This window comes from Anaeromyxobacter sp. Red801 (assembly GCF_049201065.2).
Classification (GTDB): Bacteria; Myxococcota; Myxococcia; order Myxococcales; family Anaeromyxobacteraceae; genus Anaeromyxobacter.
In genome coordinates, this window is sequence record NZ_CM181236.1 from 213,600 (window position 1) to 237,058 (window position 23,459).

15 protein-coding genes and 1 pseudogene are annotated in these 23,459 nt (G+C 67.1%); 6 read left to right on the forward strand and 10 right to left on the reverse strand.

Translation table 11 applies throughout. The annotated features are described in order from the left end of the window. Positions 1 to 750 precede the first annotated feature (750 nt). A pseudogene (istA, locus tag ACOQFB_RS00965) lies at positions 751 to 1,452 on the reverse strand (IS21 family transposase); the annotation flags it as partial. Between the two features lie 467 nt (positions 1,453 to 1,919). On the opposite strand from istA, the gene ACOQFB_RS00970 reads away from it, so the two are divergent. The 6 genes from ACOQFB_RS00970 (at position 1,920) to ACOQFB_RS00995 (ending at position 7,954) form a co-directional block, all read left to right on the forward strand. After that, the gene (locus ACOQFB_RS00970; protein ID WP_421609234.1) at positions 1,920 to 3,104 is read left to right on the forward strand and encodes a hypothetical protein; all 1,185 of its coding nucleotides are present in this window, start codon (positions 1,920 to 1,922) and stop codon (positions 3,102 to 3,104) included. Positions 3,105 to 3,521: 417 nt separating this feature from the next. Continuing rightward, positions 3,522 to 4,451, forward strand: coding sequence for an HNH endonuclease (locus ACOQFB_RS00975; protein ID WP_421609235.1), 930 nt, complete (start codon positions 3,522 to 3,524; stop codon positions 4,449 to 4,451). After that, the gene (locus ACOQFB_RS00980; RefSeq protein ID WP_494492413.1) at positions 4,412 to 5,314 is read left to right on the forward strand and encodes a hypothetical protein; all 903 of its coding nucleotides are present in this window, start codon (positions 4,412 to 4,414) and stop codon (positions 5,312 to 5,314) included. Before ACOQFB_RS00975 ends, ACOQFB_RS00980 begins: the two co-directional genes overlap by 40 nt. Next, the gene (locus ACOQFB_RS00985) at positions 5,311 to 6,246 is read left to right on the forward strand and encodes a phosphorothioated DNA-binding restriction endonuclease family protein (protein WP_421609237.1); all 936 of its coding nucleotides are present in this window, start codon (positions 5,311 to 5,313) and stop codon (positions 6,244 to 6,246) included. Before ACOQFB_RS00980 ends, ACOQFB_RS00985 begins: the two co-directional genes overlap by 4 nt. 15 nt (positions 6,247 to 6,261) lie before the next feature. Next, a complete protein-coding gene (locus ACOQFB_RS00990) occupies positions 6,262 to 7,182 on the forward strand; it encodes an HNH endonuclease (RefSeq protein WP_421609238.1) in 921 nt (306 codons plus the stop codon). A gap of 133 nt (positions 7,183 to 7,315) precedes the next feature. Continuing rightward, positions 7,316 to 7,954 (forward strand): hypothetical protein, encoded by a 639-nt coding sequence (locus tag ACOQFB_RS00995; protein WP_421609239.1) that lies wholly within the window; start codon positions 7,316 to 7,318, stop codon positions 7,952 to 7,954. Here ACOQFB_RS00995 and ACOQFB_RS01000 read toward each other — a convergent pair. From ACOQFB_RS01000 to ACOQFB_RS01040, 9 genes are all read right to left on the reverse strand, one after another. After that, complete coding sequence (locus tag ACOQFB_RS01000) at positions 7,904 to 11,932, reverse strand: hypothetical protein (protein WP_421609240.1); 4,029 nt, start codon at positions 11,930 to 11,932, stop codon at positions 7,904 to 7,906. The genes ACOQFB_RS00995 and ACOQFB_RS01000 overlap by 51 nt on opposite strands. Beyond that, on the reverse strand, positions 11,929 to 13,446 hold the full coding sequence (locus ACOQFB_RS01005; RefSeq protein ID WP_421609241.1) for a hypothetical protein: 1,518 nt from the start codon (positions 13,444 to 13,446) through the stop codon (positions 11,929 to 11,931). The genes ACOQFB_RS01000 and ACOQFB_RS01005 overlap by 4 nt, the downstream gene beginning before the upstream one ends. A 2-nt stretch (positions 13,447 to 13,448) precedes the next feature. Further along, on the reverse strand, positions 13,449 to 13,937 hold the full coding sequence (locus ACOQFB_RS01010; RefSeq protein WP_494492414.1) for a hypothetical protein: 489 nt from the start codon (positions 13,935 to 13,937) through the stop codon (positions 13,449 to 13,451). 275 nt (positions 13,938 to 14,212) lie between these two features. Next, positions 14,213 to 15,280 (reverse strand): hypothetical protein, encoded by a 1,068-nt coding sequence (locus ACOQFB_RS01015; protein ID WP_494492415.1) that lies wholly within the window; start codon positions 15,278 to 15,280, stop codon positions 14,213 to 14,215. A gap of 93 nt (positions 15,281 to 15,373) precedes the next feature. Then, entirely contained in the window at positions 15,374 to 16,558 is a 1,185-nt protein-coding gene (locus ACOQFB_RS01020) for a DUF3322 domain-containing protein (RefSeq protein WP_494492416.1), read from the reverse strand. After that, complete coding sequence (locus ACOQFB_RS01025) at positions 16,555 to 19,938, reverse strand: ATP-binding protein (RefSeq protein ID WP_421609244.1); 3,384 nt, start codon at positions 19,936 to 19,938, stop codon at positions 16,555 to 16,557. Before ACOQFB_RS01025 ends, ACOQFB_RS01020 begins: the two co-directional genes overlap by 4 nt. After that, positions 19,935 to 20,495, reverse strand: coding sequence for a DUF4194 domain-containing protein (locus tag ACOQFB_RS01030; protein WP_494492417.1), 561 nt, complete (start codon positions 20,493 to 20,495; stop codon positions 19,935 to 19,937). Before ACOQFB_RS01030 ends, ACOQFB_RS01025 begins: the two co-directional genes overlap by 4 nt. A gap of 50 nt (positions 20,496 to 20,545) precedes the next feature. Then, a complete protein-coding gene (locus ACOQFB_RS01035; protein WP_421609246.1) occupies positions 20,546 to 22,048 on the reverse strand; it encodes a DUF3375 domain-containing protein in 1,503 nt (500 codons plus the stop codon). A 202-nt stretch (positions 22,049 to 22,250) separates the two neighbouring features. Continuing rightward, on the reverse strand, positions 22,251 to 23,417 hold the full coding sequence (locus ACOQFB_RS01040; protein WP_494492418.1) for a hypothetical protein: 1,167 nt from the start codon (positions 23,415 to 23,417) through the stop codon (positions 22,251 to 22,253). Between the last annotated feature and the right edge of the window lie 42 nt (positions 23,418 to 23,459).

A 23,459-nucleotide genomic window follows, 5' to 3' on the forward strand; every position in this document is an offset into this window, starting at 1 on the left:
TCGCTGTCCGCTTTGACAGCTTGATCGAGTAGCCGATCAGATCTCGACCGGCGGCCGCTCGTCCGACTTCGCCTCGCGTACCCAGGCGATCGGCTTGTCGAGCACGAGCGGCACGTTCTCATACCGGTTCCCGTCGTTGTCGCAGACAAAGAGAGCGAGGTCCGCGCGGCCCGGCTCCGGTCCTGCGCCGACCTCCTCGAGCTGGAGCACCGTCGTCCAGGACGGCGCGGCGAAGCGCAGCGGCTCGATCGTCCGTGGCGCGACCAGCTCGCCGTCGTCGCGCACGGCCGCGAGGATCGGGAGGCGGTGCGCCTCCGCCAGCTCGTGCATCGTGGAGGCGATCGAAGCGCGCGACCACGGGATGCCGTCGAACGCGACGAACGATGCCTGCGCATGCGTCGCAGCTCCGTGGAACGCAGACCGCACCACATCGGGCTCGTAGGAGCGAAGCTCATCGACCCAGAGCGGCAGCCGCGCGAGCTCGTCCGCGACCCGCATCGTGCGATCCCATTGCTCGCGCGTGATCGCTGCCGGTACCCCTCGCGGCAGCCGCGCTCCGGTGGAAGCTGCTGCTCCTCGAGCAGACGTATGCCGTCGAGGAGACAATCGCCGAGCGGTCGCATCGCGCCTCCAAACTGCGAGCCCGGCGCGCCGCCCCCTGCGACGCGCCGGGCCCTCCCCTCTACGAACGCGGGTAACCGTCTTCCTGCAGGAAGTCTCGCCGGCCGACGGACATGGCCGAGGCGCGCCTTCGCCCTTGGTGCGCGCCCGGTACGGCTGGCACGCGCGCGGCTGCACGTCCCAGTCGCGGCAGAATGCGAGGTATGCCGGGTGGAACGTCACCGTCTGCGCCTCGCGGCTGCGCGCGCCGACGAGGCAGCGCGAGTTGTCGCCGAGCACTTCTGCGGGCACGCCGCCGAAGTGCCGGAACGCGGACGCGATCCCGTCGAGCCACTCCCCCTGGCGCTCGTGGAGGAACGCCTTCACGAACCCCCGGCGCGAGTAGCTGAGCACCGCGGCGAGGAAGTGCACCGTGACTCGCTCGCCGGCGATCCAGACCTTCCGCTCGCCGAAGTCGATCTGCATCTGCCGACCCGGCGCCGTCTCGAACCGCACCGTCGCGAGGTCAGCCGCGCGCTGCTCGCGTCGCCGCCCCGCCACGGCACGCCGCACGGTCCGGACGCTTGCCTCGACGCCTCGCGCCGCGAGCAGGTCCGCGACCACGACCGCGTTGCCCTCGGCGGTGCCGTCGAACAGCGCCACCGCCTCGGCCCGCGCCGTCTCGTCGAGGCGGCGCGCCGCGGGCCGCTCCTGGACCTCGGCTCCCGGCCCGCCGCGCAGGTAGCGGCGCACCGTGTTGCGCGCCAGACCCAGCTCGCGGGCGATGCGCTTGGCTCCCCAGCCTCGTCCCGCGAGCTCGCGCATCTCCCGGACCGCCTCCGCCTCGACCATCGGCACCTCCGCGCTCGGGGGTGCCATAGCCAGGACTTCTCTGCTCATCTCCGCCTCCGTCGTTCGAGGAGGGAGGGGGGTCAGAATTAGTGTCGCGAGGGGGTCAGTTATCCTGTCGCTCTACAGATGAAGAAGTGACGAGTCGTGCGAGCCTAGGTCCCCGCGCACCGGGACTACGTCAGTCGGCGTCGTACTCGACACACCCGCAGCGACCACCTTCCGTTTCCGCATGCTGCAATGCCGCCCAGCTTCATCGCTCCGACCTCAAAGGCGCCACGCCGGTCGCGCGGCCGACGAGACCGCGAGAGGTTGACCGCGAGCCATGGTCGGGTTCCGGTCGTCGTGGTGTTCGCCGAGAGCGTCAGGGAGCCAGCCGGGCGACTCGAGCGTGTAGACGAGTCGATCCGAGACGCACGTCAGGGCATCCAGGAACTGGGTCGCGCCAAGAACAGTGGTACAGATCCAAGATGCCAAAGAAGAAGGCAAAGGCGGCCCTGACGTTCCCTGGGCCGCTTCAGCGCCAGATACGGCTCGACGTCGATCCGGCGAGTTGGAAAGGCAAGCCAGCGCCGCCCCGACTCGCAGCGCTTCACGGCCGGCAATGCTCCGTCAGCATGACCCGCGTGCTTGCGGCGATTCCAATCTGCACCGCGCCTCTTACCGGTTATGGGTTTGAGCTAAGCCAGTTCTGGGCGCACTTGAGGTACGGACCCGCGCTGGGGGCTGGGCCCGGTCTACGGTTACGGCCTGAGTGGAGCGACATCGACTCTCATCAGAAAACGATCCTCAGCGATGACTTCGGCATGGGAGTGCCTTGGGTCATCCTTACGAGGGCGCTGCGGCTAAAGCGACTTGTGCCGACTCAGTTCATCTTGGACGGTCTCGTGTCCATCGGAAGCGCGAAGGTGTCTGCTGCCGCTCGTGACAAGCGGGGGCAGTTCAAGAGCCCCGACTTCATTGGTATTGGTCAGGATGGCAAGTTACACGTTCTCGAATGCAAGGGGACGCAGAGTGCCGATGGCATCCGGAAGGCTCTTCCACGGGGTCGAGAACAGAAGGCCAACCTCCTCATCGAGCCGAAGGCTCGACGGGGGGAGGCGCTGGTGTCAGCACTCTACGTGCCTCAGCACGAAGGTGGCTCTCCGCGCTGCTTGATCGTGGACCCCGAGGCTCCCGAGAACGAGGAGGTGTCCGTCATTTCGCCACGTCCGGGCGAGATCGAGCGGATCGCAGCGCAGTGGGAGATCGCAGCGGGTCTTCATGTTCTAGGCGCCACGTTTGAGGCCGCGTCAGTGGCGCGCGGCGAGTGGACGGGCGATGCGCGCGCAAGCATGGCGGAGCAGGAACACACGTGGGGCACGCGGCAGGAGTTAGGCGCACCGCTAAGAACGCGTTCCTTCGTTGTTCGTTTCCCCAGTCCTCTCGAGGAGCAAGGCGAAAGACTCGTTGGGATACGAGCGGAGGTGGGGTTAGACGCCCGCATAGTGGAAAAGCTCATGACCGAGTCCGTGGCGTCGGCGGTCGAGTCTGCGAGAGTGTCGGGTGAACATCGCTCGATACTCATGATGCGAACACCAGACCGCGCCGCGATTCTGACCGCCGCTGGAGTCTATTCGAGCATAGAAATTCTCCGCCGGGTTCCCACAGAGTGAGCGTCGTGTCCCCTATGTTCGCGACCCGGGCCGGCAAGCGTGCCGCCCGGGCGGGCGCCACTCCTCGATGACGTCGTGAGACTGGAGACGCTCGCGAGGAACGGCGGCGTGATCGCGTTCACCGCGATGGATTGGGGCGACACGACGCGTCGGTTTCGCACATCAGACGCGGAGCCCGACACGCCGCGACGCTCGGCGAGGTGAGCTCGCGTCAAGCCTCCTCCGCCGCGGCAGAGAACGGATGCGGAAGCGCGGCATCCAGAGGGCGGAGCGCAGCGCACCGGAACCCGAAGCGACCGGTCATACGGGCCATTCAAGGCTCCGGACGGTGTCGCCCCAGGAATGCCTTGATCGACCGCGAGGCCTAGCGCTGTCTGCGGCGCAGGCTCCAGCTGGGCTACGCTCCTGTCCGATACCGTGGACGGCTACCTCGCCATCACTGACCAGGACTGGTTCACCTTCCTCCGCGCGAAGGCGCCCGCGCCGGACGAGGTGAACTTCTGGCAGCCGTCCGCGCACGGCTTCAACCGGCCGCCCGGGACGCCGTTTCTCTTCAAGCTCAAGGCGCCGCACAACGCGGTCGGCGGCTTCGGCGTCTTCGCGCGCTACGAGCCGGCGACGCCGCGGCTCGCCTGGGATGCGTTCGGGACCAAGAATGGCGCCCCGACGTTCGAGGCCATGTTCCGGCGGATCGCGCGTTACGCCGAGGCGCACGGACCGGCGCACCGAATCGGCTGCATCATGGTTGCGACGCCCGTGTTTTTTGCGGACGGGGACTGGATCCCGCAGCCGGCCGACTGGCGGCCGAACATCGTCTCCGGCGCGACGTACGACCTCGCCGCCGGTGAGGGCCGCCGCGTCTGGGAGGCCTGCCTCGAACGAGCCCGGCGCGCCGCTGCAGGGTCCCCTGCTTCGTTCGCGCGCGACGGCGAGGCGCCCCGGTACGGCGAGCCGCAGCTCGTCCGGCCGCGGCTCGGTCAGGGTACGTTCCGCGTCGCGGTGACCGGGGCGTGCGGCGGCGCATGCGCAGTCAGCGGCGAGCACTCCCTGCCGGTGCTCGAAGCCGCCCACATTCGGCCGTACGCGGACGAGGGCGCGCACGATGTGGCGAATGGGCTCCTTCTGCGCGCTGACATACACCGGCTCTTCGACACGGGCTACGTCACCGTGACGCCCGATCAACGGTTCGTGGTGAGCAGACGGCTCGCGCAGGAGTGGGAGAACGGGCGGGCCTACTACGAGATGGAAGACCGCCGCATTGCCGTCCCGCGGCGCGTTGCCGACCGGCCGGATCCCGAGCTGCTGCGGTGGCACAACGAGAACGTCTTCGAGCGGCCGGCAGCATAGCGATGGAAGTCGCGACCGTCACCACCTCCGACCGCTCCCTCCTGCACGCCGTGCGCGGCGCGCTGACGGAGGCGGACGAGGCCTTCCTGTGCGTCGCGTTCGTCCAGGAGAAGGGGATTCACCTCCTCGAGAAGGAGCTCGACGCGCTCCAGCGACGGCGCGCCCGCGCGCGGCTGCTCGTGACGACAACGTTCGCGACCACGTCGGAGCCGGCGCTCGGGATGGCGCGGCGCCTTGGCCTGGAGGTCCGCGTGCTCAACCCGGGTTCGGGCTCGACGTTCCACCCGAAGCTGTACCTCGGGCGCGCCGGAGCCCGGGCGCGTGCCGTCATCGGATCGGCCAACCTCACGGGCGGGCTCGCGACGAACCTGGAGGCGGCCGTGGCGCTGGACGGACGGCCCGAGGACGTCCCCATCGCGCGCGCATGGGGCTGGGTCGAGTCGCTCTGGCAGGACTGTCGCGTCGCGGCGTGGCAGCCGGACCGGGCTTCCGACGCCGCCGCGGAGTCGATCGCGCCCGAGCTCCTCGCCGCCCTCACGCGGGAGTGGCGGCGCGAACCGGTGTTCATGACGCTCGGTCCGCGGCCCGCGCGGAACGTCGTCGTCGACGTGACGCCGTCGGCCGTCTACGTCGAGACCGACCGCTCGCGCGAGCGCAGGGGAGGCGCCGAGGAGATCCCCGCGCTCATGTTCAACCTCGCCTGGGACCACCTCCGGACGCACGGGGAGCTCTCGAACCGGACGCTTCTCGACGATCTCCGCGTGCACCGCTCGAGCGCGGTCTGCGCACTCCTCGCGCGCGTTGCCGGCGTGCGCGCCCGCCCCGGGAAGACGATCACGCTCGAATGGCGGGGGCACGAATGACCTTCGACCAGTTCGTCGAGACCATCCGCCACCTACGGCGAGACCGATCCGGCGGCAGGCCCAAACCATACAAGCCGCTCATGCTCGCGAGCGTGGTGGTGCTCATCCACAAGGGCGAGATCCGCACGCGCGAGGTCTTCCTGGACGGCGGGCTGGAGAGCGTCTTCCACCAGCTGCTCCGGAAGCTCTTCCCGGGCGAGTTCGAGAGCGCGCGGGCGCTCTACCCTTTCCTGCACCTCGAGACGGACCGCGTGTGGAGACTCGTCCCGAAGGATGGTGCCGCCGAGGGGCTCCGCGCCGCGAAGGAGAGCGGCGCCTCCGAGTGGCGGGTCCTCAAGTCCGTCCGCTGTGCGGCGCTCGACCCGGAGGTCTTCGAGGCGCTCGCATCCAGCTTCCAGAGCCGATTCCGCGTCCTGCAGACGCTCATCCAGGAGTACGACCTCCCACGCGACCGCACGGGTCACCTGTGGGATCTGCTGTCGACGGAGGAGGAGCACGTCGAGGCGCCGGTCGCGCGCGAGCCCGGGATCCTGACGGAGAAGGCGCTCGAGCAGCACCTCCAGGATCACTGGCCGTCCACCGAGTTCGCGCGGCTCGGCATCGAGCTCGCGGACGAGGAGCGCCATGGCCTGCCGGGGCGGCAGGTGCTCACGCCCAGGAACACCATCGACCTCCTCGGCTACCGAGAGGACGCGCGCGAGTGGTGGGTGTTCGAGCTGAAGAAGGGCCGCTCGAGCGATGCCGTGGTCGGACAGGTGCAGCGCTACATGGGCTGGATTGCCCAGCAGGCGAAACCGCGCGAGCAGGTCCGCGGCGCGATCATCGTCGGCAGGACGGACGAAAACCTGAAGGCGTCGGTCGCGTCCAACGACCGGCTGAGCCTCTGGCGGTACGATGCGGAGCTGCGGGTGTCGCGGGTGGCCGTCGGGTGACGGTCGGGGGAGACCGTGTCGCGGACGAGCATCGATGAAGCTGAGTTCCGAGCCGCGGCGATCGCCCACGTCCGCAAGCTGGAGGCGAGGTTCGGCGCGCTCCGGTGGGAGCTCATCGACGAGGGGTTCGAGTACCGCGGCCGGCGTTACCACCTCGCGAACCGACCCCGCGGCATCTTCGCGCCGTCAGGGTTCGCGACCGGCGCGCTCTCGATCAAGACGAGCGTCCCGCGGGCCGGCCGGGCGCGGCGGTACGACGACGAGATCGCGAGCGAGGAGCCGTTCTTCTCGTATGCGTACCAGGGCACGGATCCGCTCGCGCACGACAACGTGGCCCTCCGCAACTGCCTGCTCGGCGCCCTGCCCGTCATCTATTTCTACGGCGTCGCGGAAGGCGTCTACCGTCCCATCGTCTGCCGGGTCATCGGCGAGGACCAGGGCGCGCGCGTCTTCCATGTCGCGCCAGCGTCGATCGCGGCCGCCGGGGGCGTGGCCGAGCCCGGCGAGGCGGCGCGGTCGCCCATCGAGCGCCGGTACGCGATCGCCGAGGTACGGCGCCGCCTGCACCAGGACAAGTTCAGGGGGGCGGTGCTGGGCGCCTACCGCGCGAGGTGCGCGATCTGCCGTCTCGGGCACGAGGAGCTGATCGACGCCGCGCACATCGTCCCCGACGCGGAACGGCTCGGCGAGGCCAGAGTCCCGAACGGCCTCGCGATGTGCAAGCTCCACCACGCTGCATTCGACGGCCGCCTGCTGGGCATCACGCCGGACCGCGTTGTACGGCTGCGGCGGGACCTTCTGGAGGAGGTCGATGGCCCCATGCTCGAGCACGGGCTGCGGGGGTTCGACGGTGCAAGGCTCAACGTGCCCACGTCGAAGGCAGACTGGCCCGACCCGGCGCTGCTGGAGGAGCGCTGGCGGCTGTTCGCGGCGTGAGGCCGGTAGCTGAGGTGGCGACTCTCATCGCCCCGGTGTCTTCCGCCGATCTACGCTGCCGGTCGCTGTGGGTTCGCGTCCGCCGGCGCGGGTCACCGGGTCTGACCGGCCGATCGCCGGGCGCCGCGACTGCGTGACCGAACGCATCCGGCGCGATACCCCGCTGCCCAAGTCGGGACCAAGGGGTCGCAGGTTCAAATCCTGTCTCCCCGACTCAGAAGGCCGCGATTCCACTCGGGAAACCGACGGAACGCGGCCTTCTTCTTTTCCGGATGGTGCGCTGCGCACCACCGGCGCACCAAAATCGGCGACGCTCGGTGCGGGCGGTGCGGCCAGTGCGGCGTCGGGCGGTACTCGGCGGCTGCTCCCAGCGCACGACGTGCCGATGCCGAGCGCGCCGAACGGCACCACAGGCCCAAGCAGGAACGTGGGGGAGACGGATGTGGTGAACACGACGGCTGCACGCCTTCGCGCCACCCTCGACCGCATCGTCGAGGAGACTCTGGCACTGACCCGCGGGATCGCGGTTCACCGCTTCGAGCGGGACGCCGGCGAGGTCGTGTTCCTGATGGGCGCGGACTTCTACTTCGACACACTCGACCCGCCGCAGCAGGCGGCGCAGATGAAGGTGAAGAGGAAGTACGAGACCTTCTCGGAGATCGTCCGTGTGCTCCTCCGGGCCGCTCCTGATAATGACACGTCCGTTCGTGTTGGCGGAAGCTCATCGGCCTTCCTGTCGCCCGTCACGGGCGAGCGTACGGAGCAGATCTAGTGTCGTTACTCGGTCGTAGATGAACACGCTTGCCCCAGAGGCTGTCGCGGATTCGGAATGCGTCCCGGACGCTAGGCTCCACACGTGCACATCGCTCGGCTCGACGAGGCGAATCGAAGTATCAGGTTTTCCGAGGGCGTCCACGAACGGCCGCGCAACGAGCTCCTCCTCGCGAGTTGATGTCGCGAGGTGGAGGTGTTCGATGAGCGCAGACCGAAGCTGCGACCGAACCGATGCCGCGAGGGGGTGTTCCACGGCGAGCCGGTTGAGCCGCTCGAGCGTCGTTCGCGTCTGTTCGAGTGCTCGGGTAACGACCGACGACTTGGGGTCGGCTTCGTTGATCGTCAGCTTGCTCTCCGCAACGCGGATTTCGATCGCTGCGTCGGGTCCGAATGACATCGTCAAGATATCGCTTCGGCTCTGGTCCTTCGTTCTCGCAAGCAGCGACTGATGCTGATCGAGCGCCAGGACGAGCGTCGCTGGTGGTCGCGTGGAACGGACGCGGTGGGCAGTCAAGAGTAGCCCGAGAAGCCCCTCGACGGCCGCCGGTGACGGAGCTCCGGCGCAGTTGATCGCGAAACCTGGGGCAAAGTGTCGAGCGAGCGAGATTACTGACGAGCCGAGGCCAGGAATGTCCTCACCGATGAGCGACCTGAGCAACCCGGCGAGGCGGTGGAGGTCTCGCGTCAGCTCCCCAGTCGAAACGCTGACGCAGACGTGCAGCGGCCGACCGGCATCCCAGGTCGTGCGGAAGTCGAGGAGGGTGGCGACGTCCTCGCCCGCCGCCTGGACGGCTCGGTACAGCGGTCGTCGGGAGCTCAGCGCCAGCCAATGTGCGCCCGCGTGGAGGCGCTGAATCGGCTCACGAACCTTCGTATCGTCGAAGCTGTACCGCTCGACGTGGACTTGCAGTTGCTCCGAGCGAGCGTAGGAAACCGCGAGTGCGACGTTGCGGCACAGGGAATCGAGCGGATCTCCCACGTGGAAGGACGCGGTCAGCAACTCGGGATACGGATCCTGGAAGAGTGCGGAACGTTCCCAGATCCCGCCGCGCGCGGGCGGTGGCGCAACGGTGTGAATCGTGGGCTGCAGGGCTGCCACCGTCTCGCCGACGACGAATCCGATGTGCGCGGGCGCGGGAAGCGTCGGGTTGGCCCGGAGTCTAACGCGCGGCTCCGTCCCGTCATCGTGCAGCTCGAGGAGCGGTCGTCGCCCCGCGTCGCGCCAGCTCTCCCGTGTGAACTGCACGACCTCGCGGACGCCCAGCACGTCGATATCGGCGTTGAGCTGCTCGAGATCCGCGTGGCGGCCCATCAAGCTCACCAGACGGTTGGCCCATTCACCGTCGGCATCGGCTTCGACGCGGAGCGCAAGCCGGTCGCCCGCGGCCGGGAAGAGCCTAGCGTACCGGTCCAGCACGCGGGCGGCCTCACGGACGCCCTGGCGGCCCGGGTCGGCGCCCTCCGGATCCCCGAACGGCCCGAAGCGCGCAATTCCGAAGTCCGCCAACCACTCGTCGAATACGAGCGGCTCGCCATCCCACCAGCCGTAGAGGTGCTGAGGCTCGGGTGCCCCCCAACTCGTCAGGGCGGACTCGAGATCTCCGAGCGCGCGTTCGGGCCACCCCTTGGCCATGGTCCGGAGCGATTCGCACAGCAACTCCTCGGAGAGCGCTCTCAGTCTCAGGACAAGCGGGTGATGCGGAAGCAGCACGACGTGCCGACGGAGTTCGTCGTCCTTCCCGACGCGCAACTCGGCCGTGCCCGCCTGGAGCAGGAAGCGGACGTCCTTCGGCGGGGGGCGAGCGGGCTTCGGTTGCTGCGAGAGGCTCTTGATGCGCCTGTTCAAGTCTTGCGCGACCGCGAACTCTCCGGCGTCGAGCGCGGCCTGCAGCTGACGAGCGAGCTCCTGCGTCGCGTCAGCCTCCAACGCCCCGGGAGCGTCCATCCACGAGAACGCCTTCGCCCAGCCGTCGACCCATGCTCGCGCCTCAGCGGGAAGCGGCGCGATGACGTGAGTGAGCGCCGAGTGCGGTCCTGCGGTGACCTCGCGGAGATACGACTTGAACGCGGGTTCGACGTCGCTGTACTGACCTCCGAGCGTCGTCTGGTGGTGGTCCTTCAGGATCTGCAGGAGGACTTGGGAGCGAAAAGGCCTACGGTCCGGCTCCGTCATCGACCAGGCGCCGATCCTCGCGCTCGCCTGAGTCACCGAGACGTGAAGTGGTGACCACACCACTGCGACTTCGCCAAGGCGTTCGTTCGTCCCGTCCGGCTTGCGGAGCGCTACTGCGACAACGATCTGATGTTCGTCAGCGTCATCGTCGGTCTCAAGGCCGTCCGGCTGCGGCTCGAACTCGTCGGGAAGCACACGATCGCGGAGCCACGCCGTGATCCGCGAGCGCTCGTCTTCTCGCCAGCCGTCGATCGGAAGCTCCAGCGTGCTGGACTCACCCACCCTGAGGAGCAATGTGCCGGTCCCCAGCGAAAGCGGCTGCTGCTCGCGCTGCCGGTCGGCGATCACGCGGAACAGCAACCGTGCCAACCCGAGGAGAAGCGTCGGCGCTTCGACGGACCTGTCCTCGTCAGCGGCGAGTCGCTCCCATGCCGAAGCATTTCGAAGCAACGCCTCTCCGTCGAAGGCCGGGCTTGCAATGACTTGGCCGAGCGAGTCCCTTATCGCGGGATCCAGACCCGCGAGCATTGGGATCTCTCGAGCGGCGAGTGCCCGCACGGCAGAAGCAGCCGCCGTTCCGAATCGCGCATCTGCCTTCGCACGCTGCCGCATGTGCTCGGGAAACAGCGCGATTCGTTCCTGAGTGGCCGAATCGTCTCCCGACCAAAGCGCGAGTAGGTCACGGAGGTCGTTCGTGGCCCGATCGAGGGGCGAGCTTCGCGTCGTCCCCGCGCTGCGCGCGATCAGAAGACCTTTCAGCCCATGCGAAGCACTCCGTCGATCGTCCGGCTTTTCGTGAAAGAGCCACTCGACGCGCTCTAGCGCATCGGACGCTTCGCCGCGGCAATACTTCACCAGGGATGCCCGCGCAGCAGGCTCCTCCCGCAGCGCAAGGCGAACCCGCTTCTCCTGAGCGAGACGAGTCTCGACCGAGAGCTTCCCTGCGATCTGATCTTCGAGTGCGCTGAAGTCTACGGCGGCCGCCTGATTCTCTGCGAGCAGTTCGTGGACTCTCGCCGGCCATGCCGCGGTGGTTGCCTTCTGGGTCGGTTTGGCATCGGGTGCGACCGGAACGCCGAGGACCGAGGCGAGCGACTCGGTTCGAAAGAGACCAAGTTCGGGAAGTGCCTCGCCCCAGCGTCGAACGAGCAACGCCGGACGCTCCGCGGCGATCGTTCCGCCCCATTCGGCGTCGGGGACGAACGCGCGGCGCAGCCATCGTGCGAAGGTGTTCAGATCCTCTACGAACGGCAGCGTTCCGTCTCTACCACCACGCCCGGTGCGGACGGCAGAGCGGAGGATGTTCCATACGGCTTCGAGCTGAGCTGCGCAGGCTCGCCCAGCTTTGTTGTCTCCCCAGACCTTTGCCGCGTCCTGGCATCGATCGCGCATCCTCTTCTCGATCGGATGCTCGACGGAGAGCACCCCGAGGATGTCCGACACATCGACTTCCGTGAGGTCACGTAGGGACTGCGCGTTCTGAGCGTGACCCTTTTCGGATTCACACCAGAACACCAAGTACACGAGCGGTGCTCGCTCGGGCACGCCCGCGGGTCTCTGAGGGGCCTGGTTTCGCAGTCGGACCGCGTCTTCGTCCGCGGAGGTGGCTACGGCGAACCATCCCGAGGCACTGGACACGCGATCCAGCTCGGCTCGCACACGCTGTGCGAGCGCAACGTCTCCGAGCACCACGCGAAAATTGCGACGCGGCACCGGACGCTCGGCGAGCAGAGTTCGGGCCCAAGCGACGACGAGTTCAGTGACGACGCTGTCAACCTCGGCGCTCGCGATGGCGGGATTCACAGGGTCACCTGGATGACGGACGAGGCGTCCGAGTATCGGCGGACCAACCGCAGGGCGTCGAGTCGACGGTCGAGTAGATCCGCGTTCCTGCGCATGGCCTTCTCAGAAGGGAAGTGAACGCGCAGGAGTCGCAAGGCTGGCGTGTGCACGATGTCCTTTACGAAGGATCGCTCCGTCGTGATCACGATCCCGTACCGATGGGCCAGATCGTCGACGAAAGCGCCGACGACCTTTTGGTCCTCCTCGCTTGTCTGTATGTCAGCGTCGCGACGAACCGCGTGGAGGCGAGCAAGGAGATCAATTCCACGTTCGTCGAGGAGGTAACGCTTGCGCGTACGCCCGGCGGGACCGACGAGTCCTGCGGCCATGCCCGTCTTCCTGTAGAAATCCTTCAGGCGTACCATTGCCGAGCTCGGCCCAGAGAACGCCTCCGCCAAAGATTCGATCACGATGCGCTCCACGTCCCCGGGCTCGGGCACGGCGCGCAACGTCGCGCCTTCTGTCAGGCGTCGCTCGACCTCTTTGTGAAAATTGTCGGTGGCCTTGATCCGCTTGCCTCGAGACTCGATCGGTACTCCACACCACATGCGAGGGGCATCCCAGTTCGACGCAACTAGTGATGCCCTGTAATTCTCGTTCGTGGCGCAGAAGTCCCTTACCGCGAGCGCTGCGACGATCCTCAGGGCTGCAGACGCCCGTTCACGCCAGAAGCCGTACGAGCCATTCGCTGCTCGGGTGCAGGACGGGTCTTGGCCGTGCCCCTCCACCTCCACAAAGAAGCACGGCCGCATGCGAGCGGCATCGTCCATCTCGGCTCCGAGCCGCCACATCGCCGCCACGTGGAGGTGAAGCCCGATCAGGCTGGCCATGCTTTCGAACTGTTCGTCGGCCGACATTCGGTCTGCGAGGATGAGCCATGCCTCCCAGTCCTGCTTGACGAATGTGTCGACCCACTGCGCGAGCAGAGGGTCGGTAGCGATGGCGGCCCGCAGGTTCGCGTCGCCCGTAGGAGCATCGGTAGCGAGCTTCGAGCAGAGCGGCGCGAGCAGGATTGCGAGCGGGTGCCTTCCGCGCCAGGAGGCAGCCTTCGCCGCGATCTTGCTGCGTATGTCCTCGAATCCGGGCCTCCCCCAGAGACCCTCTACTACGCCGCGCCCGAGGTCGCGGAAGACGGTGCTGACACGCTCCGAGGTGATGAGTTCCGTGGCGAACGGAAGGAACGTCTTGGGCGTACCATCATTGCGCCATTGAATGACGAGGCTCGCCTCGAGCACCGAACGCAACGCCGACAGCGCCGCGGGGTGATGCTGAGGTGCGTAGCCCTCCACCAGTTCCCGCCACGATGATTCGCGGTCGTCCCATAGACGCACGAGCCGCGTCACGTCGCCGCGGGCGTTGGACAAGCGCGCGATCGAATCGGCAGCCACGTCGGACGGCTCGAAAGTCTGAAGTTGCTGCACTCCGCTGTAGCGCTGCAGTGACTCGGTCAGGTTCTCGATGTGCGCGGAGGGCATGTTCAGGCGTCCACTTCGAAGGAGAGCCGGGCCGCGCCGGCGGAACCGACTGTCGTGACCTTCGTACGCCTTCCTTCGACCTGAAGGCTGACGAGCGGTGGGCCGACAGCAGACTGCGCGAGCTGGCCGAGCTTGCCGAAGAACCGCGACAGGTCGCGTCTGAATGGCCCGAGGCCGCCGAGGGCCGTGTACCCTCGACAGACAGCAACGAGCGCGTCGACCAGGCGGGCATCGAGCTGCAGCGTGGCGCGTTCGCCCGGGTGACCCGTAGGCCAGACTTGCAGTTCCAGCTCAGACGGCTCCGTCTCGATCCACGCTGTCACGCACGACGGGAGGATGGGGCCGCGAACGATCTCCGCATCGAACTCCGTTTGCAGGTTCAGCTCCAGGGCTAGGCGTTCGGGGTCGCGAAAGCCCGCCGGATCAGCCTGGTTGCGGAGGAGCCGATTGGGCTTGTGACCAGGCCCGTGCAGCGCGTTTAGGGCGGTCATCACCGTGGGCAGCAGGAGAGTGCAGTCTCCTCGGGCGCATCGTTCCAGAGACCGCTGAGCTTCCAGCCACCGAGGCGGGGTTGTTGATCGGTCGAGTCGGGCGACTTCGTGCCACCGGCGAAGGCTTCGAGTCAGGGCCGCGAGTGAGCGGGCAAACTCGTCGGGTGCGGCGTTCGCCGCGTACCGGGAGCGAGCAGCCTCGACCGCACGCCGCTCTACGTCCGGTAGCTCTCGGTTGGCCAGCGACGGCGCGCTGGCAGACGGTTGCGCGGGCGTCACGAGCTCAAGGACAGCTGAGTCGAGTTCCCGGGAAACGCGGCGTCCGGGATCAACTGGCGCAAGCGCGGCGCACAGCATCTCGCGTCGAACATCCACCGGCTCGGCGGGATCGGGTGGGAAGAGAACCTCATAGTACCGATGCCGCAGCGCGCGAAGCGCTCCCGGTCCGCAAAAGATCCGTCGCGCACGCGGTCGCAGTGCAGTCCGCCGGTGCAGGACAGCGCGAGCAGCGCCTGGAGGCGGCGGAAGGGGAGTCGCTGACCGGCGAAGTGAGCGTTGACGAGGAGATCGGCGAGCCATCCCTGCGGCCCAGGAGTTCGGAGCTCCTTCACGTTCGCCAAGATCGGGCACAGCTGGCGGTGCTCGCACGAGCCGCACGCCGGCGAGCCCTCCCACAACGGTTCTCGCGTCCACTTCTCCAGCAGAGAGGGCAACACGGAGCGGACGTGGAACCGCTGCCGGAAGTTCAGGACCAGGATGCGGTGGCGCCGCATGGCTTCATCCAGGGCCGAGGCTTCCTCGCTCGAGCGTAGCGTCCGCAGCGACGGTTCCACGACTTCGCGCCACACGTCTGCCCGTTCCCTCATCACGCGCCGGAGCCGCCCCTCATTGATCGCAACGAGGACAGCCTGCTTGGACCCGCCATCCAGCCGATCGAAGATGACCTGACGCAGCCGCGCCTCCGGCAGTTCGGAGGCGTCTTTCACGATGAGCCACTCACCCGCCACTGTCTCCGCATCGAGCCCGACCGGACCGCCCGCCAGAACCGGGGCGAGTACGTCGCAGAGCGCAGTCTTCCCGTCACCCGCGTCCCCGGTCAGAAACACGAGTTCGGCTCCGAGCGCCTGGCGATCCCGCATCGCCGTTCCCAAGGCGTCGAGCTTGGTCGCGACGTGGAGGTCCGAATCGGGTGGGAACCACGGGTTTTCTGCCCGGAGCCCTTCGAGAAACGCAGCGCGCTGTTCGTGGATGTAGCTCGCGTTCGCCCCCTGCTCCTGGGTCCGAAGCGAGTTGAGGTACTCCACCATCGGATTGACGGGGCTGACGGTCGTCTGTTCTGGCAAGCGGACCCCCCAAGGACTCCGTGATTCTAGACCACGACGCCCGAATGCGACCGGTTGAACCTTGGCGCGCCGTTCACGCTTCCGGTAGCGCGCTCAGCGCTTCTGAACCCAGCGGAACCCGATGCGCTCCTGCTCCAGGCGTACCCGATCGCCTAGTCGGTTCCGTCTCAGATCGTCGTAAAGCGACATCTCGGAGGCCGTGAGCGTGGCGAGTTCGCCGCCGCTTGGTTCCTGTTCCTGCACCCATAGCGACCGATGCGCGATGAGCGTCTCGCGGTCCATCAAAAGCGACAGAGCTTGCGGGAAGTGGGTTCGGAGCTTCGCGAGAATCGCGAAGCCGTGCGTGTCGATGTCGCCCCAGTAGAAGAGGGTCACGTCGTGAAGCCACTGAACCAGGGCGAGGCGGTCCAGCCCGTAACCGAGGCCGAAGATCACCACGGCGCTGGCCGCGTCGGGGAACGCCAAGCCGTTGATCTCGTTTTCCGTCACGAATACGCGGCGCGCGCCGAGCTTGAGGTCGCCGAACTCGGACACGGGTGCCGTGAGATCGGAGAGTCCCTGGACCCGGAGAGCCGGGTCGAGCACTCGCATCCGAAGTAGAGCAGGGCGCGAGCGCAGGCCGTAGCGCGCCTCGAATGCCGACGCCCCGGTTCGCTGCGCGTCGATCGCCGATGCAGGAAGCACCAGGTCGAGGAGTTGGGATAGGAGCCCGCGATGCGTCTCGATGAACTTGGTGTCGACGTCTGGAATGTCGAGCTGCCTGAGGTAGATCTCGGGTCGCGGGTGAGCTCGAAACCAGCGGAGTACCGCCAGGACCTTCGGCCAGTCAGATCCGTGTTCGAGGACGACCATCGGTCGCTTCTCTACCCACGGGCGAAGCTCCGGGAACTCCGTCAACGTCTCGTGGACGAGCGATCGAAAGCGGTCGGCGTCCTTCGTGCGGCGGATGAGCTGCAGAGCATCAGTTTCGGAGGGGATCGTGATTGAGCACGGAACGCGATTCCGTCCGACGACCCGGTTCGCCACCTCCGTCCAGCCGAGCTCGTATCCGTACCCGCGGTGTGGCTTGCTTCCTTCGTCGAGGGTACGAAGCCAATGCTTCACTTCCTCGAAGCGAGGCCCGAGCTCCGCGGCGCGCGGTGCCCGTAACGGCAGACGAAGCGGGAAGAGCGCTTCACCGGAGATGACCGCCGACAGGATTCGCCCGTCCTCCCAACGGCGAGCGACTTGTGCCGTGACGTCCTCGGGCGACGTCCATTCCCGATCTCCGGTCGTCATGCCGTCCGTGCCGCGCGCTCGGCGCGGTACTCCTCGATGGTCAGATTGCGAATCATCGAGAGCCGGCCATCCTGGTTGTGGACGAACGCCACGCTCGCGACGTAGGGCTCGATGACGTGGATCTTCTGGAGCGGTGTGACGACGAGGAGCTGCAAGTTCAACCGCTTGAAGAGCTCGAGCGCGAATGACGCGGAGTCGTCCGACCCGCGGGCAAATGCCTCGTCGATCGTGACGAACCTGAACGAGCGCGAACGCGTCTCTCCGAACTTGAGACCGAACTGGTAGGCCAGGCTCGCCGCGAGGACCGTGTACGCGAGCTTCTCCTTCTGACCGCCAGACTTGCCGCCCGAATCGCTGTAGTGCTCGTGCTCGCGGTCGTCCTCGCGCCAGCGCTCCGAGGCGGAAAAGGACGACCAGTTCCGAACGTCGGTCACCTTGCGAGTCCACTTCCGATCGAGCTCGCTGAGACCCTCACGACCGCGAAACCGATCGATGATTCGCTTGACCTGCACGAACTTGGCTTCGGAGTAGGTCGCGTCCTCGGATCCCGTGAGCGCGCCCTCGATGCAGGCGCGAAGGTCGCCCTGGAACTCGCGGACCTCGGCATCCGTGCTCGGCGAAGCTTCCAGTACGATGTACCGGTTCGGGTTGAAATCGATCGCCCGAAGCGACCCGTTGATCTCCTCGATTCGTTCCTTGATGTCCTGCCGCTCGCGCTGGAGCTGAGCGTGAAAGCCTGCGATCTCCCGGATCGTGTTCTCGTTCAGGGCCTCCTTGAACCTGCGTTCGAAGCGCGGGAGGTCGTCGGTGAGAAGGCGGCCCAGCATCCCCCGGTACTCGTCCGCGGCATCTAGGGATGCGTCTGCCTCCTTCGCGTCGCCAGGGTACGCGTTGCGGTAGGCCTCCATGGCCTTGACGATCTTCTCCGCCAAGCGGTCGATGTTCTTCTGCTCTGACTGAGCGCGCTCGCCGAGGAAGGCGACGAACTCCCGTTCGCGAGCGGCCGCCGACTCGAGCGTGATGGCTCGGTCCTCGAGAGCCGCGGGGCGCATCGCATCGAGCGCGTCGAGGAACGGCTTCCGCTCCTCCACGGCATGAGCGCCCAAGACGTCTTCGCAGTCCCGCAGCGCCGTGCGGCAGCCCTCGAGCTTTGTTCGAGCGGTTCCGCGTGCTTCCGCCAGTTCCCGCTCCGATTCCGCGAGGGCCTTCAGTTCTCGTAGTACGTTCGCGAGATCATCTCGCAGAACACGGAGCAGGTCAGATGCGGACTCGATCCTCCGCCGCTCCTCCTCCAGCGCTTCGATGTCGCGCGCGGCTCCGCGCCAGTCCAAGTCGCGGAAGCTCTGAAATACGGCGAGCTTCACGAGCAGATCGAGTCGTCCGCGAAGCTTGTTCAACGTATCCGTGCGGGCAGCGAGCGCTGCCCCGACATCACCGAGCCGGACCTCGATCGCGCGCTTCTCGGTTGCCAGCGCGGCGACCTTGGCGTCGTTCGTCCAGCCGAGGACGTACCTGGACCGGTCGTCGATGGCGTGGCGGTCATCCTTCTCGTGCCTCTCTCCGGCGCCCTTGACCTGGCCCGCGCGCGTCACCGCTTGCTTCTCGCGCCGGAACTGTCCCAGGTCGTCGCAGCACGCGTAATCGAAGCGCCGCGCGAGCTCGCTCACGAGCCACTCGTAGTGATCGGAGTCCGGCTTGACGGAGAGCTTTCGAACGAGCGAGCGGGGCTCCAGGTCGGGCAGCCGCGCGCTCCTGGCTGCGCGCACGCGGTAATACACGAGGTGCTGTCCGAGCTGCGTCCTGTCGACCCACTCCGCGACGCGTGCGTAGTGATCCTCGGGGACCAGCAGCGACATTCCGAACCCGTGCAGGAGTCGCTCCGCGGCCCCTTCCCAGGCCCGCTCGTCCTCGTGGACCTGAATGAGCTCACCTGCGAACGGTAGGGTTGCCTCGTCGAGAGCAAGCGCTTCGCAAAGCTGCGAACGCAGCGCGATGTGCCGCGCCGGGATGTTCGAGCGTCGACGCCGAAGGGAGTCGAGCTCCGCCGCGAGCGCCGCGTGCTTGTCTTGGAGCTCGCGGAACTGGACCCTGGTCTCGGTGAGCTCGTTCTCGACGCTGGCAAGTTCCCGCTCGGCTACGTCTCTCGCTGGTTGAATCGCACGTACGTTCGCAGCGAACTGCTCGCCCTCAGTGGCCTCCATCAGTCCCAGGTCACTCGCGAGTCCGTCGTACTGCGCCGCGCGTCGGGCGCGGTCATCCCGGTCGGCGGTGAGTCGTTCGACTTCGCGCCTGATCTGCTCCAGGCGCTCGCCGCCGCTCGCGGCGATGTCCCCCTTGAGCCCGTCCGCTCTCGATTCGAACGAGCGACGTTTCTCCTCGATCTCGTCGAGCTTCGACTGGAGCTTCGCGAGCTCCGCTTCGAGGTGCTCGACCCGAGGAAGGAGCAGTTCCCTCTTCACGCCCGCGAACCATGCCGGGAGCGTGCGGCGGGAGCCTGCGAGCAGGTCAGCAGCCTGGCGGAGTTGCGTCATGCGGTCGCAGTCCGCGACGAGCGGCTGGAGGCTTGCGATCTGCGCCTTTGCCTTCAGGACCGCGTCGTGCGCGCGAACGAGATCGTCGAAGTGGTGAATCAGGGCGCCTATCCTGTCCTCGACAGGAAACGGCTGAAGCATGTGTTGCCGGACGAAGTCGGTGAGGTTCCCCACCGTCTTCATCGAAACCGTCTGATGGAACAGCTCGAGCGCCTGGTCGTTTGCGAGCCCGAATCGTCGCCGGAAAGCCGCCGCGTATCCCGGAAACGACTCGTGGACCTCGTCAGCGAGGGTGCGGAGCCGCTTCTTCAGCGGTCCGATCTCGGTCCCAAATCCGGAGAAGTGCTCCGTGATCGAAAGCCGTCGCCCCGCGACGACGTAGAGCCGTTCCGGCTGCCCCTCGGCGCTCCCGAGCCAGAACACTTGGGCAAGCGTGACCGTCTCCGAAAACCCTTCGTTCTCGAAGACGCCAAGGATGACCGAGTATTGGCTCGCATCGCGAAGCGCTACCGGACGGGACGCGGAGCCATCCCCGCGCTCGGCCTTCCAATGACCGAGAACGTAGGAACGCGCCGTCCGCTCCCGCGCGTCCGCGCCCGCTGCTCGGTTGTATGCGAGCTTCTGGGGCGCAACGAGAAGCGTCGTCAGGGCGTCCACGAGGGTCGACTTGCCGGAACCGACGTCGCCCGTGAGAAGCGTGTTCCTGCCGTTCGCGTCAACGTGCCAAGCTCGACCGTGAAAGGTTCCCCAGTTGTAAACTTCGAGCCGGGCGAGCCGGAATCCGGTTCGCTCGTCGGACGCAGCGAAGTCGAGGCGCAGCGGCTCGGTCGGTGCGGTCGCGCGGCTCACCGAGCCTCCTTCGGCTCTGCGTCGCGCGCCAGCCCGGCATGGTCGCGGTACTCGGCGAGCTTCTGGTCGAAGCTGTCGAGCCATTGCGCATCGACGAACGACTTCAGCAGGCGACGCACCTCGTAGCGATCTTCCTGGCTCCGGAGACGGCGCAGGAATCCAAGGTCGAGGATCTTCGCGATGTCTGCGTCGATTCGGTCGAGCGCCCGCGCCTCGTTCGTCCGCTCGGGGTGGAAAAGCTTGACGAGGTCCGCGATCTCGGCTCGCGTGAGTATGAGGCGCGTCTCGCCGCCTGCGGCATCCAGCTCCGCGAGCTTCTTTCGCAGGAGCACGAGCAGCAGGCTCACGGAGTATCCGAGGGCGCGTCGAGCGACGAGGCGCGGAAGCGGCGTCTCCTCGTCCTCTACAGGTCGCTGCCTCAGAAACGCGTAGCGCTCCGCATCGTCGACGACGAGTTCCAGGCCTAGCACGCGGACGTAGTCGCGCGCTCGCAGCTGAACGGCAAGAAGGGACTGCCAAAGGGCAGGGTCGGCTTCCGCGTCGACGATGCCCTTCATGAGAGCCACGACGACCGCGGGCAACGGGTCGATGGGCGTAGGTGCTGTCGTCACTGGCACGTGCGGGTCCCCTCCGACTTCGGACCGCGCGTGAAGATGACGGTCGGAACCGTCGCGCGGCGGCAGACGCCCTCGCGATCGTGCCATTCGACGGTCTGGGTCCGCTCGCCGTCGATCGTCGCACCCGCATCCTCCGCGGCGATCCCCAGGTAGGCGATGAGCTCTGCGAGACCATGCGCAATCGGGTGCGCGTGGAGGATCTCGGCGAGCGAGACCTGGGAACGCTGCTGAAGAGCACGAGCGACATTCGCGCGGAGGCGTGCGCGATCGACGAAGATCTGCTCGTACAACGCGTCCGCCGGAACGTTCTCTATCCCGTCTTGGACCAAGTCGCCGGACAGCTTCGGCTTGAAGGGGGGCTGGAAAAGTGGGCGCTCCAGCGGGAGCCGGATGTCCGGTGCGAGGTCGTCGATGGTCGCCACCTCGCCCGTTGGCTGCTGATGGCGAACCGCCAGGGCGTGTTGCTCGATGCTGCGAATCAGATGCGAGATCCGACGGTTCTCGAGCGAGGACTGCTCGTCTAGGAAACGCCGGAGCTGAGCAGACAGCTTCGCTGTCGTCCGCTGCGTGACCTCGCCGGCGGCGAGCCAGTCGTGGTGGATGCGGCCCAGGCGAGGGTCCGGATCGAGCTCCTGAACGGCGGGCAGGCGAAGAACGTGCTGAAGCGCCGCTTCGAGCTCCTCCTGCAGCGGAGGAGACATGAGGAAGTCCCAGAATGCGCGAAAGGTGCGCCCCTGGGCCGAGTCGCCGATGAGATCACGCTCACCGAAGACCTGTGCGAGCAGCGCTCCCTTCCCTCCGGTCCACGTCGCGATCTGCTCGCGAACCGAGCGGTCGAGATCGCGGAAGCTCTGGTCCACCTCGCGGAAATCCGAGAGGAGGGCGCGCGCCGTGCCCGCCATCGCCAGGAACCTGTCCTTGACGCGCGCCGGATCCATCGTTTCGAGGTGGCCCTCGCGGACCCGCTGGATCTCCGTGTCGAGTTTCGTCCGCCGCCGCTCGAGTTCCGCAAGCTGCACCGCTGGGTCGGTCTCCGTGCCTTGTGTGAGCTGCCGGAGGAGGTCGATGACCGCGAGCAGGCGCGACTCGGTGGCGACCAGCTGACGCTGCTTCAGGTTCGATAACCACTCGATCGCCTTCTCCGTCGCCGGAGCGAGATCGTACGCCGGGTCGTCCGTGCCCTGCGGGTAGTACTTGCGAAGCCAGCCCTTCTCGTCCGCCGCCCAGTCGTCGAGGTACTCGGACGCCGACTTCGGCAAGGCGGCCGGGCCAAGCTGGGCGCGGGCCGCGTGCAGCTCGTCTTCGAGCTGGCTGGCGAGGTCGTACTGCGAGAGCGAACGGGTGTTCGGAACGATGAACGCCCGGTGCAGGAACGCGATGATGAACGGAGCGTGATCGGCGAGTAGCAGCCGCCACGCGGGATGAGTGCGTCGCAGTAGGTCCAACGAGGCAAAGTCCATCGCCGGCGCGTGCTTTGCTGTCGCGTTCGGCATGGGTGAACCGAGCTCCCTTGGCGCAAGTCGGTGCCATCGGCGGCGAGGGACTTGAAGTTCCGAGGAGATGTTCACACGTGCCTCTGACGCTGACCCGATCGGCTACCCGCGGGAAGGCGAGATGCTGTCGTATTGCTTACGTGAAGGGCGGACAGGCTCCGGCGGCGTCCGGAATTTGTCCCGAACGAGGTCCGGTCCGTCGTTACGTGTACGTGGACCGGCGAAGCAGCTTGATGAATGCATCGCGGGTCTCGACGTGGGCTGGGTGCCCGATGGGATCGGCGCCCCAGTACTTCAGTGCACGGGGGCGTCCGGCGCGCGCCGACGTCCGCTGTTGTACAAAGTCGGCGTGACTCACCAGATCGAGTAGCGACGACCCCTGGACAGCTTTCGTCGTCCATCGCTCGGTGGCGGTCGCAGCGAGCTTCTGGGCGGCGCTCCTTGCGAGTTCCTCGGTCGCGAACAGCTCGACGCCTGTCGCGCCGAGCGACGACCAGCGCCGCGCGCGCACCTTGGGCAGGATCACGCTGTTCGGTGACGTGAGAACGAACCAGACCGCGCCCGCGACCGCCTGCTCGAGCGGGTGGTTGGGCCCGCGACGGATCTCCCATATTCCGTTCGGCCCGCGCCTCGACAGGTGCGGCATCAGCGCAAGGCGAGACGTGGTGAGCTCGTCAAGTCGGTCCGTTGCTGCTGACGGTCGACCCACGGAGACGTGCACGCCACCGCAGTCCAGCTCGGTCTGGTCGACGTGCTCGAACGTGAAGAACGGCAGGGTCTTCGTCAGGTAGTCCCACACGAACGGGAAGATTGCCCGGGACTGCTTCCCCCAGCGCTGCTCGACGAGACCCACGATGTGTTGCTCGAGCCCGCTCTGGGGCCGTGGTTCGTACGGCAGGAATCGCCAGTCGATGTGGCCCGACTCCTTGAGCGCGACGAGGTCCTTGAGCAGGTCCGGCGACCCGCTCACCTGCTCCGGACGCAAGGGGATGATGTCGTGAGGCCGCGCGAAGTGACCTGCGCTGGCGAATTCCTTGATGGAGGCCAGGGCATCGCGCCACCGAGTCCCCGCCGTCCAGATGTGAACAGCTTCCGGGAAAGCGACGCCGGACGAGTTCTTCTCGGGAGTGCCGCTGTAGAACCGGACGTCAGCCTGTGCTCCGAAGATTCGCGCGGCGATCTGTCCGGCAGACCGCCAACCCTCGGGTCGTACACCGAGGATCAGGTCGAGATCACCGCACGTGGGAGCACCGCGGGCGTACGACCCGGCGACCCAGAGGTCGGTGACCTCGAACTCCTTCGAGCTCGGGTCTCCCAGGAAGTCCTTCCATGAATCACCGCCCGCGACCGCTCGTCGAGACGGCTGCACATCCGCTCGAGAGCCGCGGTGAACGAGGCTCTGGGCCGTCTA